The sequence below is a fragment of the Proteiniclasticum sp. C24MP genome (genome assembly GCF_043951855.1).
Lineage (GTDB): Bacteria > Bacillota > Clostridia > Clostridiales > Clostridiaceae > Proteiniclasticum.
The window spans coordinates 16,056-29,636 of record NZ_JBINJW010000016.1; the positions used below are offsets into that span (position 1 = coordinate 16,056).

Consider the following 13,581-nt stretch of genomic DNA (forward strand, 5'->3'; position numbering starts at 1 on the left):
ATTCATAAATAGTTATTGCAAAACGTCGTGATTCTCCTTATAATCAAATGGAAGGAATGACTTGAAGAAAAGTGAGGAGAATTATTTTGGGAAACAGAGAAAAAATGAAGGAAGCAGGCGAAAACATACTCAGCATGACCATCGTCATGCACAGTAAATTCGTGAACTTCCATACCATATCAAAAACATGCGAAGTGCCGCAGAGCTATATCCGAGTGCTGTTCATCCTGAAGAAGTTCAGAGCCATGACCATGTCGGAAATGGCAAAGATCATGGTGATTTCAAAACCTAATCTCACTCCGGTCATCGACAGACTCATTGAGGATGGTTATGTGGAACGTATGCCGGGTCCCAAAGACCGCAGAAAGCTGGTCATCTCCCTCACGGATCAGGGCAGAACATATCTGGAAGAGGTGGAGGAAAAGGTGAAAGACCACACCGCCGGAAAGCTGGAGAGCCTTTCAGCGGAAGACCTGGATACGCTCAATGAAGCCTCTGGGAAAATCATCGAAATCATCCGAAAGCTGAAATGACAAGAGGAAGAGAAAGGAGCCTGCGGCATCCTGTTTCTCTTCCTCTTTCTGTGTCCTGCAACCGACTCTCTTCCTTACAATGATCTTTAATCGATCAGATGCCAAGCATATCCAGGAAGGGACTGATGTCGATGATTCCCTGAAGGTCCAGATAGTAGGCAATGAAAAATAAAATGGCTACAGTAAGTACAAATTTGAATGCTGATTTCATGATTTTCAAAACCACTACAATCGCAAAAAAGGACAAGGCTATTACGATGAAATCCAAGGGACGCGCCTCCTTTAAGACAAGTTTAATTATAAAAGTTTATAATCCATTATAGCACAAGCTTTCTTAAATATTGTGCGTGTCGCTTTGTTGATTAGGTAGAGGTGAAAACAATGAAAATGTTGATAATAGAGGACGATAAGCTCCTGGCGGAGTCCATAGCAGATTACTTAAGTGACAGTTTTTCTGTGGATCTTGCCCGCGATGGAGAAGAGGGACTTTATGAGGCAGAAAAGGATATATATGACTGCATTCTTCTGGACATCATGATGCCTGAGATGAACGGCTATGAAGTACTGGAGAATCTCAGAAAACAGGGGATCACGACGCCGGTGATCATGATCACGGCAAAAGACGGCCTGGATGACAAGATCAAAGGGTTGAAACTGGGTGCAGACGACTACATCGTCAAGCCTTTCTTCAGAGAAGAACTGCTCGCCCGAGTGGAAGCGGTTCTCAGAAGAAGCGGCAGACTCATGGATATCGCAACCATTAAATATAAGGATCTGACACTGGAGAGAAAGTCCAAGAGAGTGTTTCTAAGGGACAAGGAGATCTTTCTTCAGGGAAAACAGTATGATCTTCTGGAGTATCTCATCTCCAATAAGGACACCATCCTGACCAAGGAGCAGATTTTTGACAGAATCTGGGGATTTGATTCCGACACCATGGTCAGTGTCGTGGAAGTCTACGTGTCCAATCTCAGAAAAGCACTGAAAAATTACGGATATACACTTCCTATCAAGACCGTCAGGGGATTAGGGTATATGTTCTCTGTGGAGGAAGAGTCGGATGAAGAAGAAAAAGCTTAGGATCATCATCGGTTACGTATCCGCCTTTTTCGTCATCATCCTTTTGTTTGCGGTAAGCATCTTCATGTTTGTTTCCACAAACCAGATCAGCAAGGTGGATCAGGACCTGATGCTTTTTAAATCCGCAGTGCAGCGGGTCTATGACAGAGAGCTCAGGGTGGCGCTTCCGCTGAATCCCAAAACCATCACCATTGTAAGAGGGAGTGACGGAAAACTCGACCCCGAGTTTCCTTTAACGGAATTCTATCGGGACGGTCTCAGTGAGATTCAGGATATTCCTCTGGAAGAGATCAGAACCATCTCCTATAAAGGGGGACACTACAGAACCGTGCGCTTCAATCTGTTTCTGGAAGATGAACTAAGAGAAGTCCAGGTGCTCTACAACATCGATTCGGATATCAGGGTGCTGAACAGTCTCAAGAAGATTCTCATAAACGGCAGCATCCTCATCATCCTTACTTCCATCGGCATCAGTTATGTGCTGGCCAACGCCACCATACGGCCCATGAAGGAATCCATCGAAAAGGAAAGAGCTTTTCTTCAGGATGCTTCTCATGAGCTGAGAACACCCATTGCCGTGATTCAGAGCCGTCTGGAAGGACTGCTTCGAAATCCGGAAGAGAAGATCATCGATAAGTACGAGTACATCGAACCGGCCCTTCGTGAAAGCAGAAGAATCTCAAGAATGGTTTCCAATCTCATGATTCTCACAAGAGCCGATGCAGGGGCAACCCTTGATAAGGTGGAGCGGTTTGACCTCAGAAAACTGGGCGATGACATCGCCATCATCTATGGGGAATTCGCCATGATCCAGAACAAGAAATTCATGTATGCCCCTCCTTCCGAAGAAGTGGTTATTGAAGGAAATTATGAAAATCTTCATCAGCTGCTGATCATCCTCATGGACAATGCTTTGAAGTACACCAAGGATGAGGGCATTATAGAACTTGCGATATCTTCCACCAAGGACAGGGGTATCATCCGTGTCATGGACAACGGCGTGGGAATCAAGGAGGAAAACCTTAATAAGGTATTCACCAGATTCTTCAGAGAAGACAAGGCAAGAAACAGGAACAACGGTGGTACCGGGCTGGGCCTTTCCATCGCAAAATGGATTACGGACTGTCATGGTGGAACCATCACCGCGCAGAGAAGAAAAGAGGGCGGCACCATCATAGAAGTGCAGCTGCCCAAGGAAAATAAGAACCGAAACGGGAAACCGAAAGAAAAAGCATAGATAAAAATCATCTGGAGCAGAATGATACACAGTTCAGGCTGTTCCGGATGGTTTTTTTCAGTTTCACACTGGTTTTTCGCAAGAAAATTTCTTGAAAGAGAAATATTGGCAATTTCGCCGATTAAAGATATAATATACCGGAACTGAAAGAAATCAGTGCAATGTGTGTACTACTATTTGAGGGAAACGGGGAGAAAAGATTTGGAGAAATATAAAATCGGACTGATCAGTCTCGGCTGTGACAAGAATCGAGTGGATTCGGAGATCATGCTGGGTATGCTGAAAAATAAATATGAACTGACAGAAGATCCGAAGGAAGCGGAGATCATCATCGTCAATACCTGCGGCTTCATCGAAAGCGCCAAGCAGGAGTCCATCGACACCATCCTGGAGATGGCGGACTACAAGAAGCATCATAACTGCAAACTGCTCATGGCCACAGGATGCCTGACCCAGAGATACGGAGAAGAGCTGCTTACGCTCATGCCGGAGCTGGATATCATTCTAGGGGTGAACAACTACGGGTTCCTGGACCAGTATGTGGAGAAGTTCATCAAAACCAAAGAAAAGATCATGGCCATTGATTACCTGGAAGAAGGAATCAATGAAGGAGAGCGTGTTCTCACCACAGGGTTTGGACAGACAGCTTACCTTAGAATCTCCGAAGGCTGCAGCAATTTCTGTACCTACTGCATCATTCCGAAGATCAGGGGAAGATACAGAAGCAGATCCATGGAGAACATCCTGGAAGAGGCGAAGATCCTGGCCGATGGCGGTGTTTCGGAAATCATCGTGGTGGGACAGGATACCACAAGATACGGCACGGACATCTACGGAAAGAAGAGCCTGACGCTGCTGCTACAGAAGCTGAAGGAGATCGAAGGCATCCGTTGGATCAGAGTGCTTTATCTCTATCCTGAAGAGTTTGACGATGCGCTCATTGCGGAGATCAGAGACAATGAAAAAGTGGTGAAGTATCTGGATCTGCCCATTCAGCATATCAGTGACAGTGTCCTGAAAAGAATGGCCAGAAGAACCACAAAGGATGGCATTCTGACACTCATCGAGAAGCTGAGAAAGGAAGTGCCTGAGATTGTGCTAAGGACCTCTCTTATTGTCGGATTCCCTCAGGAAACGGAAGAGGAGTTCATGGAGCTTTATGACTTCGTGAAGGAAGTGAAGTTTGATAAGCTGGGCGTGTTCACCTATTCCAAGGAAGAAGGCACGGCGGCAGCCCTCATGAAGGGACAGGTGAAGAAGGCGGACAAGGAAAAGAGGCTGGATCTCATCATGACCCGGCAGCAGGAAGTCAGCAGAGAAGTCAATGAGAAGAAAATCGGAAGAGTCTATGACGTGCTGGTGGAAGGGCTGGATGAAAACGGATATTACGGTCGAAGCTACGAGATGGCACCGGAGATCGACGGCATGGTGCTGATTGATTCCAGGGAGGAGCTCATGGTCGGCTCCTTTGTGAAGGTTGTGATCACAGAAGCCATGGAGTATGATCTTGTGGGGGAGCTTGCGGCATCAGTATAAAGCAGTGAGGAAACCTGAAGATCTAATCCTCTAGGGGAGACTGAAGTCCAAAATCAAATCAGGAATATCAATGAGCAATAAGAAGACAAAGAAGGGCATTCGTATACTTATGATACGAATGCCCTTTATAATGGTCTTTTTCGATGATGGATCTGCTTTCAGCCTTCCAGAATCTCTTCCAGACGCTCCATATCGAGAATCTCGATGTTTCTCTGTCCTGACAGAGCAAGGATTCCTTCCTCCTGCATACTGGAGAGTTTTCTGGACAGGGTCTCCTGAGAAGTTCCGATGATGCTGGCCAGGGTCCCCTTGCTGAAGGGAAGCCGGAATGCACCCATGGAGAACTCTCTTGAGAGGTCCAGAAGATACTTTGCGATTCTCTGCTCCACATCATAAAGTCCCATGGATTCCACGATGGCCAGCACCTGAACGTTCTTTTTGGCATACTGAGCCAGAATTTTCAGGCCCATCTCCGGATGCTCCATGATCAGATCTCTGATGTCGGAGCCTTTCAGTATGCAGATGTTGGTCTTTTTCATGGCCTCTGCAGAGTTCATGATGGGTTTCTGGTCAAAGAGCGCATGTTCTCCGAGGAAATCCTTGGGTCCCAGCACATGGAGAATCTGCTGCTTCCCCTGACTGGACAGTTTGTATATTTTCACTTCTCCGCTGTTGATGATGTAGAGATTGTCTCCAGGGTCGCCAGGAGAGAAGATGAGTTCACCTTTTTCGTAGCTCTTATGCAGAGACTTTGAAAGAATGAGATTTTTCTGTTCAGTGGAAAGAGAGTCAAAAAGACTGATTTTATCCACACATGTGACGCCGTTTTTCTTGCAGCCTTCGCATGAGCATCCGCAGCCTGTTTCTAATAGCATGGGTTTCACCTGTCCTTCATTTATGTTGATTTATCTCTAGATTCAGTAAAACACGTATGAGAATAATTATCAATAAAAAAACAGAATGCGGATGCATTCTGTTTCCATTAGAGGATACCCTCTTTTTTCAGCAGTGATTCAAGACTGGATACTTTCTCTGAAAGGGACCTGAACTTTTCCTTGATGAGATCCTGTGCAGGCTCTTCTCCTAGAATCGCTTCCATATCTGATACTTCTGTCAGTGCATCTTCAATATCCTTGTTGATGGCATCAATGATTTCCTTTTTCATGCTTCACCTCTAATTTAATTCTTCGTGTTCTGGTTCCTGATTCATGGCGCCGATGAAAGGTGCTCTGAAAGAAAATTCTCTTTCATGACCACAGTTTTCACAGACACAGTGTGTAATATTTTCAGGTTTCCCGTTCTCAAAGGTGAGTCCTACAGATTCTGTGAGGAAATCTCCACCGCAGATTTCGCACGGGGTGTTGTTGATCACTATATATTCACTTTCCACGAATTTCATTACTTCATTTAAATTCACTAGTTAGCCTCCCTTAGGAATAATTCTTCATTATGTTAGCACTAAGATTCATTTAATGCAACAAAGAAAACTGGGCTAAGTAAAAAAGTTTATTTTATTGGTGGAGAAAAGCATTGTTATAATTTATAATAGGTAATAGACAGAATTTTATATCGATTATTCAGCGGGATAATGAGCGGTGCATGAACATTTCCCCTGAAGCCCTTGAAAAAACAGCGAATCGGGGATGTCGAAAATTCATGATGGAATAAGCTGTGATTTTGAAAAATTTCATGAGGTTTCTGTCTCTGGTCTAAATAATCAGGAAAGGTGGTGGGATTCCCGTGCAGAAGTCGTTCAATTCCTTCGAAGTCATTGATGACGATATCATCATCAAAAGAATAGACAAATCTCTTCTGACCTATGGTGAAATCAGGATTCCCAATTACCTGAGAGATTTCTTCCATTTCCATGAGATGGAAAAGCATGACAGATGGGACATCACCATCCATTACAACAAGACCGAATTTTATGGAGTGCTTTACCTGGATGACTACAAAAGGCTTCGAGGTAAGCTCAGGTGGGGAAAAGATCTTACAAGAGAACTCAGCAACGTCACTTCCAAATATGTGTTTGAAAGCTACGGCTATGAAATCAGAGAAGAAAGCACGCCGCTATTAAGGCTTCAGAAGATCGACAAGAAGACATTCAATGCGGACATCATCTTTCCGGAAGATGTGGAAAGAGATGCCAGGGAATATATGCTTCATGCGGACAAGTTCATCTACGGCGTGAAAGCGAGATTTGAAAACGATCCGGAAATCAGAATGAAGGTTTTGAAGCGCAAAGGCATGAGCTGCGCCATCTGCGGATTCAATTACGAGAATTATTATGGTGATGTGGCCAGGGGATATATTCAGATTCATCACATCATAAGAGATGAGAACCGTATGGAGGAATACGACATCGAGAAGGACTTCATACCCATCTGTGAGAACTGTCATGGGATCCTCCACAGAAACAAGGAGAATAATCTTTCGGTTTCAGAACTGAAACAGATCATAAAGCTCAGGCATGAACTGAGAAAAACAGAGAAAGAGTAAGGGATATCAGTTTTTATGATATGACCTTGCTCTTTTTGTCATTCTGCTCTTTTATGTAAAGGATTTCTTAATAAACAGTCAAATTCTCGTGGAGAGGTTTTATAACTTTTCTCTGTCTGCTATAATGAAGTATATGGACAAATAGAACTATTTGTAAATACACGAAGAACACAGGAGGTTTTGAAATGAGTAAGCTACTGGAAAGATTCCTGACAGAAAATCTGGATGACCTGAAGAAAAAAGGTCTCTACAATGAAATTGACGTATTAGAAGGAAGTAACGGACCAAAGATCACGATAAATGGAAGAGTGCTGATCAATCTCTCTTCAAACAACTATCTGGGCCTTGCGGGCAATGAAAGACTGAAGAAAGCCGCTAAGGATGCAACAGACAAATATGGAGTAGGTGCCGGTGCGGTGAGAACCATCAACGGAACCATGGACATCCATGTGGAGCTGGAAGAGAAGATTGCGAAGTTCAAGGGAACAGAAGCGGCCATCGCCTTCCAGTCCGGATTCAACTGCAACATGGGAGCCATCTCTGCCGTCATGACCAAGAAGGATGCGATTCTTTCAGATGAACTGAATCATGCCTCCATCATTGACGGATGCAGACTGTCCGGTGCAAAGATCATCCGAGTGAAGCACCAGGATATGGACGATCTGAGAGCCAAGGGAAAAGAAGCCATCGAGTCCGGTCTTTACGAAAAGATCATGTACATCAGTGACGGTGTATTCTCCATGGATGGCGATGTGGCGAATATCGACGGAATCGTTGAAGTCTGCAAGGAGCTGGATATCATATCCTACATCGACGATGCACACGGTTCAGGTGTCATGGGCAAAGGAGCAGGAACAGTGAAGCACTTCGGTCATGCCAAGGATATCGACTTCCAGATGGGTACACTTTCAAAAGCCATCGGTGTTGTAGGTGGATATGTGGCGGGAAGCAAGGACCTCATCGACTGGCTGAAAGTCAGAGCCAGACCGTTCCTTTTCTCCACATCCCTGACGCCAGCCAACGCTGCTGCCTGCATCGAAGCCATCACCATCATGGAAGAAGATCCGTCTCTTAATGAGAAACTGTGGGAAAACGGAAAATTCCTGAAGGAAGAGCTGAAGAATCTCGGCTTTGACATCGGACATTCGGAAACACCGATCACACCAGTGATCATCGGGGATGAAAACCTCACGCAGAAGTTCTCGAAGAGACTGAATGAAGAAGGAGTCTATGCAAAGTCCATCGTATTCCCTACAGTGCCACTAGGTACAGGAAGGGTGAGAAACATGCCCACAGCTGAGCATACAAAAGAGATGCTCATGGAAGCAGTGAGAATCTATGAAAAAGTAGGAAAAGAATTAGGTGTAATTTAAGGGAGACAAAGCATGAAGAAAATACTCATAACTGGAGCCATGGGACAACTTGGCTCAGAGCTGACCACTGTACTAAGAGAGCAGTATGGCGTGGATAACGTCATCGGAACAGACATCAGAAGACCGGATGAAGATTCACCTCTTCTGGCAGGACCTTTTGAGATTCTGAATGTGCTGGATGCACAGAATATGGCTGATATCGTGAAGAAGGAAAAGGTGGATACCATCATTCATCTGGCAGCGCTTCTGTCAGCAACTGCGGAAGCCAATCCGCAGCTGGCATGGAACATCAACATGGGTGGTCTTGTCAACGCGCTGGAAGTGGCTCGTGAAAATGATACACAGTTCTTCACCCCCAGCAGCATCGGTGCCTTCGGTCCCAGTACACCGAAGATCGCAACGCCTCAGGATACCATTCAGAGACCCACGACCATTTATGGCGTGACGAAGGTTTCCGGAGAGCTTCTATGCGACTACTACTTCCAGAAATTCGGCCTGGACACCAGAGGCGTAAGATTCCCTGGACTCATCGGGTATGTGACACCTCCTGGAGGTGGAACCACAGACTACGCAGTGGACATCTACTATGATGCCCTTATGAAGGGATCCTATGAATCCTACATAGACAAGGGAACCTTCATGGATATGATGTATATGCCAGATGCACTGGATGCCATCATCCAGCTTATGGAAGCGGATCCTTCGAAACTGATTCACAGAAATGCATTCAATATCTCTGCCATGTCTTTCGATCCTGAAATGATCGCCAGGGAAATCGGGAAGCACATCAAGGATTTCAAGATGACCTATCATGTGGATCCTGTTAGACAGGGCATAGCAGATAACTGGCCTGACAGCATCGATTACTCAGCAGCCATTGAGGAGTGGGGATTCAAGACCAGATACAATCTGGAAACCATGACCATCGATATGCTGGAAAAACTGAGAGTAAAACTTGGTGTAACAGACAGATAATAAAAAATGCGAAGAAGGTGACTAAAATGGACGATGAACTGTATATTGTAAACAGCAGGATTCTGCCGGAGATTTTTTCCAAGGTGCTGGAAGTCAAAACACTGATTCACACGGGAAAGGTCAAGGACATCAGCGAAGGTGTAAAAGCGGTAGGCATCTCCAGAAGTGCTTATTATAAGTACAAGGATCATGTGTTTCTGCTTTCGGAAGGAAGCAAGGGAAGAAAAGCGACCTTTTCATTTCTTATCAGCCATGAAGCGGGTGTGCTTTCCAGAATACTTGAAAAGCTGAGAGAATCGAAAGCCAACATCATAACCATCAATCAGGATATTCCGATCAATAATGCGGCAAGTGTGAATCTCACCGTGGATACTTCAGAAATGAGCATGAGTGTGAAGGAGCTTCTGGACAGTTTCGATCAGGAAGAATACATCATCAACGTGCAGCTGGTGGCTGTGGAATAAATACTGATTGAAGTTGAGTCAATCGGAATACAGATAAAAAACATACCGGATTTCAGAAGATGAAATCCGGTATGTTTTATTTTAAGTACGATCACGTCATGTACAGTATGGATAAGCATCACATGCTACTCAGTGATTTCATCCGCTCTCTCAGCCGCTCCACCAGTTTCAGCACCATGAAGAGCAGAGAGGTGTAGACTGGGAATTCAATGAGGTTCTTTATGACTCTTGCGCCAAGGAGCGCTATAAAGGCATCTCCGTACATCATACTCAGCCAGAGGGTAGTCAGCCCCAGATTGATCACCACGGTGATCACGAGTGCGCTTAGAAGCACGCTCATGAAGGTGAGCTTCTTCCTGTAGAAGAAGAATCCGAAGAACATGCCGATGAGTATGGCGTTCAGGGTGAAGCCTGGGAAGAAGAATCCGTGAGGACGGACGATATAACCCAGAATATCACTGACGAATCCGATGATGGCGCCAACGAAAGGACCGAAGAGCATACCGCCTGCGGCGATGGGCAGAGAAGCGAAGCTGATCTGCAGTGTAGGCCCTAGAGGAACCTTAAACAGAGACAGAACCACGCTGATGGCGATGAACATGCCGCCCAGAGCGATGACTCTGGTTTTCTTCATCTCTTGTGCGGACAACTTGAATAAACTTATCATTTTTTCCATAAAAAATGACCTCCCTTATTGGTGAAATAACCACACAAAGAGAAGACTCTTCTGTGGCAACGGAATGCGGAATAAACACCGTAAACCTCCATGAGGTTTTTCGTCCAGCGGCAACTTCCCGTCCTACTGGCACTTAACGCATCTATTCCTACTTTGCCTGTCTCTATTGTAAACAATCACCGGCGTATTTTCAACGGGGGCATGAAATATAACTGTTATGAGATGAACAGGCTTCTGCCTGACTGATCTGTTTTCCATGAGGGGTATTTTCGTTCAATTTCATCATGAAAAGAGAGCTACAGAACCTTATCCTGTGGTGCAGAAATAATCGATTCCTCTGTTAAGGCTTTCGTCATAGTGTGTTACAATTTAGTAAGAGACTGAAAAAATATCCTTGAGGAGGAAAAGAATGAAAGATTTTCATGTAAGCAGAAGAAATAAAATCGGTGAAATGATGAAAGACAATTCCATGCTGCTTCTTTTTGCCGGACAGGCACCCAAGAAGACAGCGGATGAAGCGTACAAATTCACTCCGAACCGCAATTTCTACTATATGACAGGAATTGATGAGGAACATGTGATTCTGGCCGTGAAGAAGCAGGAAGGAAAGATCACGGAAAGCCTCTTCATCAAAAGAAGAGATCCGGTGATGGTGAAATGGGTGGGAGAAACCATCTCTCCTGAAAAGGCGAAGGAAGTATCCGGTGTGGAGGATATAAAATATCTGGACACTTTTGATGGTTTTCTCAACCTGTCCATCGCAAAGGAAGATCTGTACAGAATCTACCTGGATATGGAGAAGGACAGCTATGACTCATTAGACACCAGAGGAGTGGCTTTTGCCAAAGAGATTCTATCGAAGTATCCTCAGGTGAAGGTGAAAAACATCTACAACGAGATCTGTGCACTGCGTGTGATCAAATCCTCCGAAGAAGTGGATAAGATCAGAAAAGCCATCGAAATCACCGGGGAAGGCATCCTGAATCTCATGAAGCATGCCAAACCTGGTATGAAAGAGAACGAGATGGAGGCCTATTTCGACTTCACACTGAAGTCCCGCGGTGTGAAGGATTTCGCCTTCACCACCATCTGTGCCGGCGGCCATAATGCCACCGTGCTTCATTACGTGGCCAACAATCAGGAAGTGAAAGAGAATGAAATGGTGCTGCTGGACCTGGGTGCACAGTATGAGTATTATCATGGAGACATCTCAAGAACCTTCCCTGTGAGCGGTAAGTTCACGGAAAGGCAGAGAACCTTCTATGAACTGGTCCTGAAAGCCCATGATGAAGTGCTGAAGATGCTGAAGCCTGGGGTGCCTTACAGCAGAATCAACGAACTGGTCCATGAAATCTATGCCAGGGAGCTGAAGGCTCTGGGGCTCATCGAGAAGGATGAGGATGTAAGGAAGTACTACTATCATAATACCTCCCATTATCTGGGCCTTGATACCCATGATGTAGGGAAGCGTGATGTGATTCTGGAAGAAGGTATGGTCATCACTGTAGAGCCTGGACTCTATATCGAGGAAGAAAGCATCGGAATCAGACTGGAAAATGATATTCTCATCACGAATGACGGCTGTGAGAATCTGTCCAAGGACATCCTCATCACGCCTGATGAAGTGGAGAAATTTCTGGCCACCAGATAGAAGCGGAAGGATTGCAGGAAATGAAAAGCAGAGATTTCTCATACGGACGGTATGAGAGACCTCTGCTTTATTCGTTCTGCTGATGATTCAATGAAGTTGTGATGTGTATTGAAAAAAAGGCATGAAAAAAGACTTCATTCTGAAATGAAGTCTTTTTCTGCTGGTGCAGATAACAGGAGTTGAACCTGCACGAGGTTGCCCCCACTAGCACCTGAAGCTAGCGCGTCTGCCAATTCCGCCATATCTGCATAAGTCAACTATTTCATTTTACAGCTTTTCTTCTGTTTTTTCAAGAACATTATTCAATATTTTTTTAAAAAATAGAAAATGAAATGATCAGAAACAGGAAATGTGTTCAGGCCCAGTGCAGAAGGGTGTTTTATTTTCCTGCTTCTGAAAGATTATATATCTAGGCAAGCAATCAATTGTCATCCATGAAATCGGATAACCTGCTGACCACAACATCAAGTTCTTCTCTGGTGGTATATCTTCCCAGACTGAATCGTACTGCACCTCTTCCTGTTTCCTCATCAGCGCCCATGGCTTTCAAGACAGGGGAAATGGCAGTCATACCGGTATGGCATGCTGAACCTGTAGAGACAGCAATGTCTTTCATAAACTGCATTATTTCGTGACCGTTGTGACCGAGAAAAGAGATGTTCAGCGTATTGTGCAGTCTCTTCTCCGGATGCCCATTAAGAACGATGGCTTCACCGAACTTCTTTTTCAGGGTGCGGTAGAAATAATCTGTGAGATCTTTGGTGTCCGAATGCTGCAGCCTATCCTGGGCGATTTCGCAGGCTTTACCTAATCCGACTTCAAGGATCAGGTAAAGCCTGCTCGTCTGCCGCTCTCATGACCGGCTCCATGAATCAGTGGTTCAATTTCGATGCCGTCACGAATGAATAGAGCACCTACACCTTTTGGTGCATACAGTTTATGCCCTGCCACAGTAAGAAAATCAACACCAAGCTCTCTTACATCCACAGGCACTTTCCCTATGGACTGGGCAGCATCAGTGTGGAAAAGCACGTTTCTCCGGCCACAGATCTCTGCAATCTCTTTGATGGGCTGAATGGTCCCCGTTTCATTATTGGCATGCATGATGGTCACCAAAATGGTCTCAGATGTGATGAGGCCATCAATTTCATCTGGATCGACTAATCCGTCCTGGTCCACTGAAACATAACTGACCACATACCCAAGCTCTTCCAGATAGCTTAATGGTTTCATGATCGCAGGGTGCTCCGTCTGAGACGTGATGATGTGATTTCCCTTATTCCTGTAGGTGTGGGCGACACCTTTTATAACCATATTGTTGGATTCACTGCCACCACTGGTAAATACGATTTCTTCGGCATCGCAGCCCAACAGGGCTGCCACCTGAAGGCGTGCTTCTAGAATGGGTTTTCTGGCGGAAAATCCGAAAGCATGACCACTGGATGGATTCCCGAAGGTTCCATAGAGATAGGGCAGCATAGCAGTGGCGACTTCTTCATCTATGGGAGTCGTGGCGTTGTAATCCAGATATATCATGATTTTTCTCCTTCATCTTTT

At 45.1% G+C, this 13,581-nt stretch carries 16 protein-coding genes, 1 tRNA gene and 1 riboswitch; of the genes, 9 read left to right on the plus strand and 8 right to left on the minus strand.

Annotated elements, in window-relative coordinates:
- The first annotated feature begins 86 nt into the window (after positions 1-86).
- Positions 87-533 (plus strand): MarR family winged helix-turn-helix transcriptional regulator, encoded by a 447-nt coding sequence (locus ACHAL6_RS10845; protein WP_395270690.1) that lies wholly within the window; start codon positions 87-89, stop codon positions 531-533.
- 94 nt (positions 534-627) lie between these two features.
- Here ACHAL6_RS10845 and ACHAL6_RS10850 read toward each other — a convergent pair whose 3' ends face one another.
- Positions 628-801: a hypothetical protein gene (locus ACHAL6_RS10850; RefSeq protein ID WP_395270691.1), complete on the minus strand. Its 174-nt coding sequence runs from the start codon at positions 799-801 to the stop codon at positions 628-630.
- Between the two features lie 113 nt (positions 802-914).
- On the opposite strand from ACHAL6_RS10850, the gene ACHAL6_RS10855 reads away from it, so the two are divergent.
- The 3 genes from ACHAL6_RS10855 (at position 915) to rimO (ending at position 4,386) form a co-directional block, all read left to right on the plus strand.
- Positions 915-1,613 carry a response regulator transcription factor gene (locus ACHAL6_RS10855; RefSeq protein WP_395270692.1) on the plus strand — a complete coding sequence of 233 codons (699 nt, stop codon included), beginning with the start codon at positions 915-917 and terminating at the stop codon, positions 1,611-1,613.
- On the plus strand, positions 1,594-2,850 hold the full coding sequence (locus ACHAL6_RS10860; RefSeq protein ID WP_395270693.1) for a sensor histidine kinase: 1,257 nt from the start codon (positions 1,594-1,596) through the stop codon (positions 2,848-2,850). Before ACHAL6_RS10855 ends, ACHAL6_RS10860 begins: the two co-directional genes overlap by 20 nt.
- Before the next feature lie 201 nt (positions 2,851-3,051).
- Complete coding sequence (gene rimO, locus ACHAL6_RS10865; protein WP_395270694.1) at positions 3,052-4,386, plus strand: 30S ribosomal protein S12 methylthiotransferase RimO; 1,335 nt, start codon at positions 3,052-3,054, stop codon at positions 4,384-4,386.
- 158 nt (positions 4,387-4,544) lie between these two features.
- On the opposite strand, the gene ACHAL6_RS10870 is transcribed toward rimO, so the two are convergent.
- From ACHAL6_RS10870 to ACHAL6_RS10880, 3 genes are all read right to left on the minus strand, one after another.
- Positions 4,545-5,261, minus strand: coding sequence for a Crp/Fnr family transcriptional regulator (locus tag ACHAL6_RS10870; protein ID WP_395270695.1), 717 nt, complete (start codon positions 5,259-5,261; stop codon positions 4,545-4,547).
- A 107-nt stretch (positions 5,262-5,368) separates the two neighbouring features.
- Positions 5,369-5,551 (minus strand): hypothetical protein, encoded by a 183-nt coding sequence (locus ACHAL6_RS10875; protein ID WP_395270696.1) that lies wholly within the window; start codon positions 5,549-5,551, stop codon positions 5,369-5,371.
- A 9-nt stretch (positions 5,552-5,560) separates the two neighbouring features.
- On the minus strand, positions 5,561-5,803 hold the full coding sequence (locus tag ACHAL6_RS10880; protein WP_395270697.1) for a metal-binding protein: 243 nt from the start codon (positions 5,801-5,803) through the stop codon (positions 5,561-5,563).
- A 323-nt stretch (positions 5,804-6,126) separates the two neighbouring features.
- Here ACHAL6_RS10880 and ACHAL6_RS10885 point away from each other — a divergent pair, with 323 nt between their 5' ends.
- The 4 genes from ACHAL6_RS10885 to ACHAL6_RS10900 all read left to right on the plus strand — a co-directional run bounded on the left by ACHAL6_RS10885 (position 6,127) and on the right by ACHAL6_RS10900 (position 9,697).
- Entirely contained in the window at positions 6,127-6,885 is a 759-nt protein-coding gene (locus ACHAL6_RS10885; RefSeq protein ID WP_395270698.1) for a hypothetical protein, read from the plus strand.
- Between the two features lie 185 nt (positions 6,886-7,070).
- Positions 7,071-8,258, plus strand: a complete 1,188-nt coding sequence (locus ACHAL6_RS10890) for a glycine C-acetyltransferase (protein WP_395270699.1) — start codon at positions 7,071-7,073, stop codon at positions 8,256-8,258.
- A gap of 12 nt (positions 8,259-8,270) precedes the next feature.
- Positions 8,271-9,233 (plus strand): L-threonine 3-dehydrogenase, encoded by a 963-nt coding sequence (locus ACHAL6_RS10895; protein ID WP_395270700.1) that lies wholly within the window; start codon positions 8,271-8,273, stop codon positions 9,231-9,233.
- A gap of 26 nt (positions 9,234-9,259) precedes the next feature.
- A complete protein-coding gene (locus ACHAL6_RS10900) occupies positions 9,260-9,697 on the plus strand; it encodes an ACT domain-containing protein (protein WP_395270701.1) in 438 nt (145 codons plus the stop codon).
- Positions 9,698-9,815: 118 nt separating this feature from the next.
- On the opposite strand, the gene ACHAL6_RS10905 is transcribed toward ACHAL6_RS10900, so the two are convergent.
- Positions 9,816-10,373 carry a folate family ECF transporter S component gene (locus ACHAL6_RS10905; RefSeq protein WP_395270702.1) on the minus strand — a complete coding sequence of 186 codons (558 nt, stop codon included), beginning with the start codon at positions 10,371-10,373 and terminating at the stop codon, positions 9,816-9,818.
- Between the two features lie 55 nt (positions 10,374-10,428).
- A riboswitch (THF riboswitch) is annotated at positions 10,429-10,531 on the minus strand.
- A gap of 251 nt (positions 10,532-10,782) precedes the next feature.
- Between ACHAL6_RS10905 and ACHAL6_RS10910 the strand changes: the two genes are divergently transcribed.
- Positions 10,783-12,024, plus strand: a complete 1,242-nt coding sequence (locus ACHAL6_RS10910; protein ID WP_395270703.1) for an aminopeptidase P family protein — start codon at positions 10,783-10,785, stop codon at positions 12,022-12,024.
- Positions 12,025-12,185: 161 nt separating this feature from the next.
- Here ACHAL6_RS10910 and ACHAL6_RS10915 read toward each other — a convergent pair.
- The 3 genes from ACHAL6_RS10915 to ACHAL6_RS10925 form a co-directional block, all read right to left on the minus strand.
- Positions 12,186-12,272: transfer RNA gene (locus tag ACHAL6_RS10915), tRNA-Leu, on the minus strand.
- Positions 12,273-12,445: 173 nt separating this feature from the next.
- Positions 12,446-12,853, minus strand: coding sequence for an aminotransferase class V-fold PLP-dependent enzyme (locus ACHAL6_RS10920; protein WP_395270731.1), 408 nt, complete (start codon positions 12,851-12,853; stop codon positions 12,446-12,448).
- On the minus strand, positions 12,850-13,560 hold the full coding sequence (locus tag ACHAL6_RS10925) for a cysteine desulfurase family protein (protein ID WP_395270704.1): 711 nt from the start codon (positions 13,558-13,560) through the stop codon (positions 12,850-12,852). The genes ACHAL6_RS10920 and ACHAL6_RS10925 overlap by 4 nt, the downstream gene beginning before the upstream one ends.
- Positions 13,561-13,581 lie beyond the last annotated feature (21 nt).

What these genes read in the sequence shown, in the direction of transcription:
- ACHAL6_RS10925 (WP_395270704.1), bottom strand. Translation starts at nt 13,560, where the DNA reads ATGATATATCTGGATTACAACGCCACGACTCCCATAGATGAAGAAGTC.
- ACHAL6_RS10910 (WP_395270703.1), top strand. Translation starts at nt 10,783, where the DNA reads ATGAAAGATTTTCATGTAAGCAGAAGAAATAAAATCGGTGAAATGATG.
- ACHAL6_RS10860 (WP_395270693.1), top strand. Translation starts at nt 1,594, where the DNA reads ATGAAGAAGAAAAAGCTTAGGATCATCATCGGTTACGTATCCGCCTTT.
- ACHAL6_RS10895 (WP_395270700.1), top strand. Translation starts at nt 8,271, where the DNA reads ATGAAGAAAATACTCATAACTGGAGCCATGGGACAACTTGGCTCAGAG.
- ACHAL6_RS10870 (WP_395270695.1), bottom strand. Translation starts at nt 5,261, where the DNA reads ATGCTATTAGAAACAGGCTGCGGATGCTCATGCGAAGGCTGCAAGAAA.
- ACHAL6_RS10875 (WP_395270696.1), bottom strand. Translation starts at nt 5,551, where the DNA reads ATGAAAAAGGAAATCATTGATGCCATCAACAAGGATATTGAAGATGCA.
- ACHAL6_RS10905 (WP_395270702.1), bottom strand. Translation starts at nt 10,373, where the DNA reads ATGGAAAAAATGATAAGTTTATTCAAGTTGTCCGCACAAGAGATGAAG.
- ACHAL6_RS10890 (WP_395270699.1), top strand. Translation starts at nt 7,071, where the DNA reads ATGAGTAAGCTACTGGAAAGATTCCTGACAGAAAATCTGGATGACCTG.
- ACHAL6_RS10855 (WP_395270692.1), top strand. Translation starts at nt 915, where the DNA reads ATGAAAATGTTGATAATAGAGGACGATAAGCTCCTGGCGGAGTCCATA.
- ACHAL6_RS10900 (WP_395270701.1), top strand. Translation starts at nt 9,260, where the DNA reads ATGGACGATGAACTGTATATTGTAAACAGCAGGATTCTGCCGGAGATT.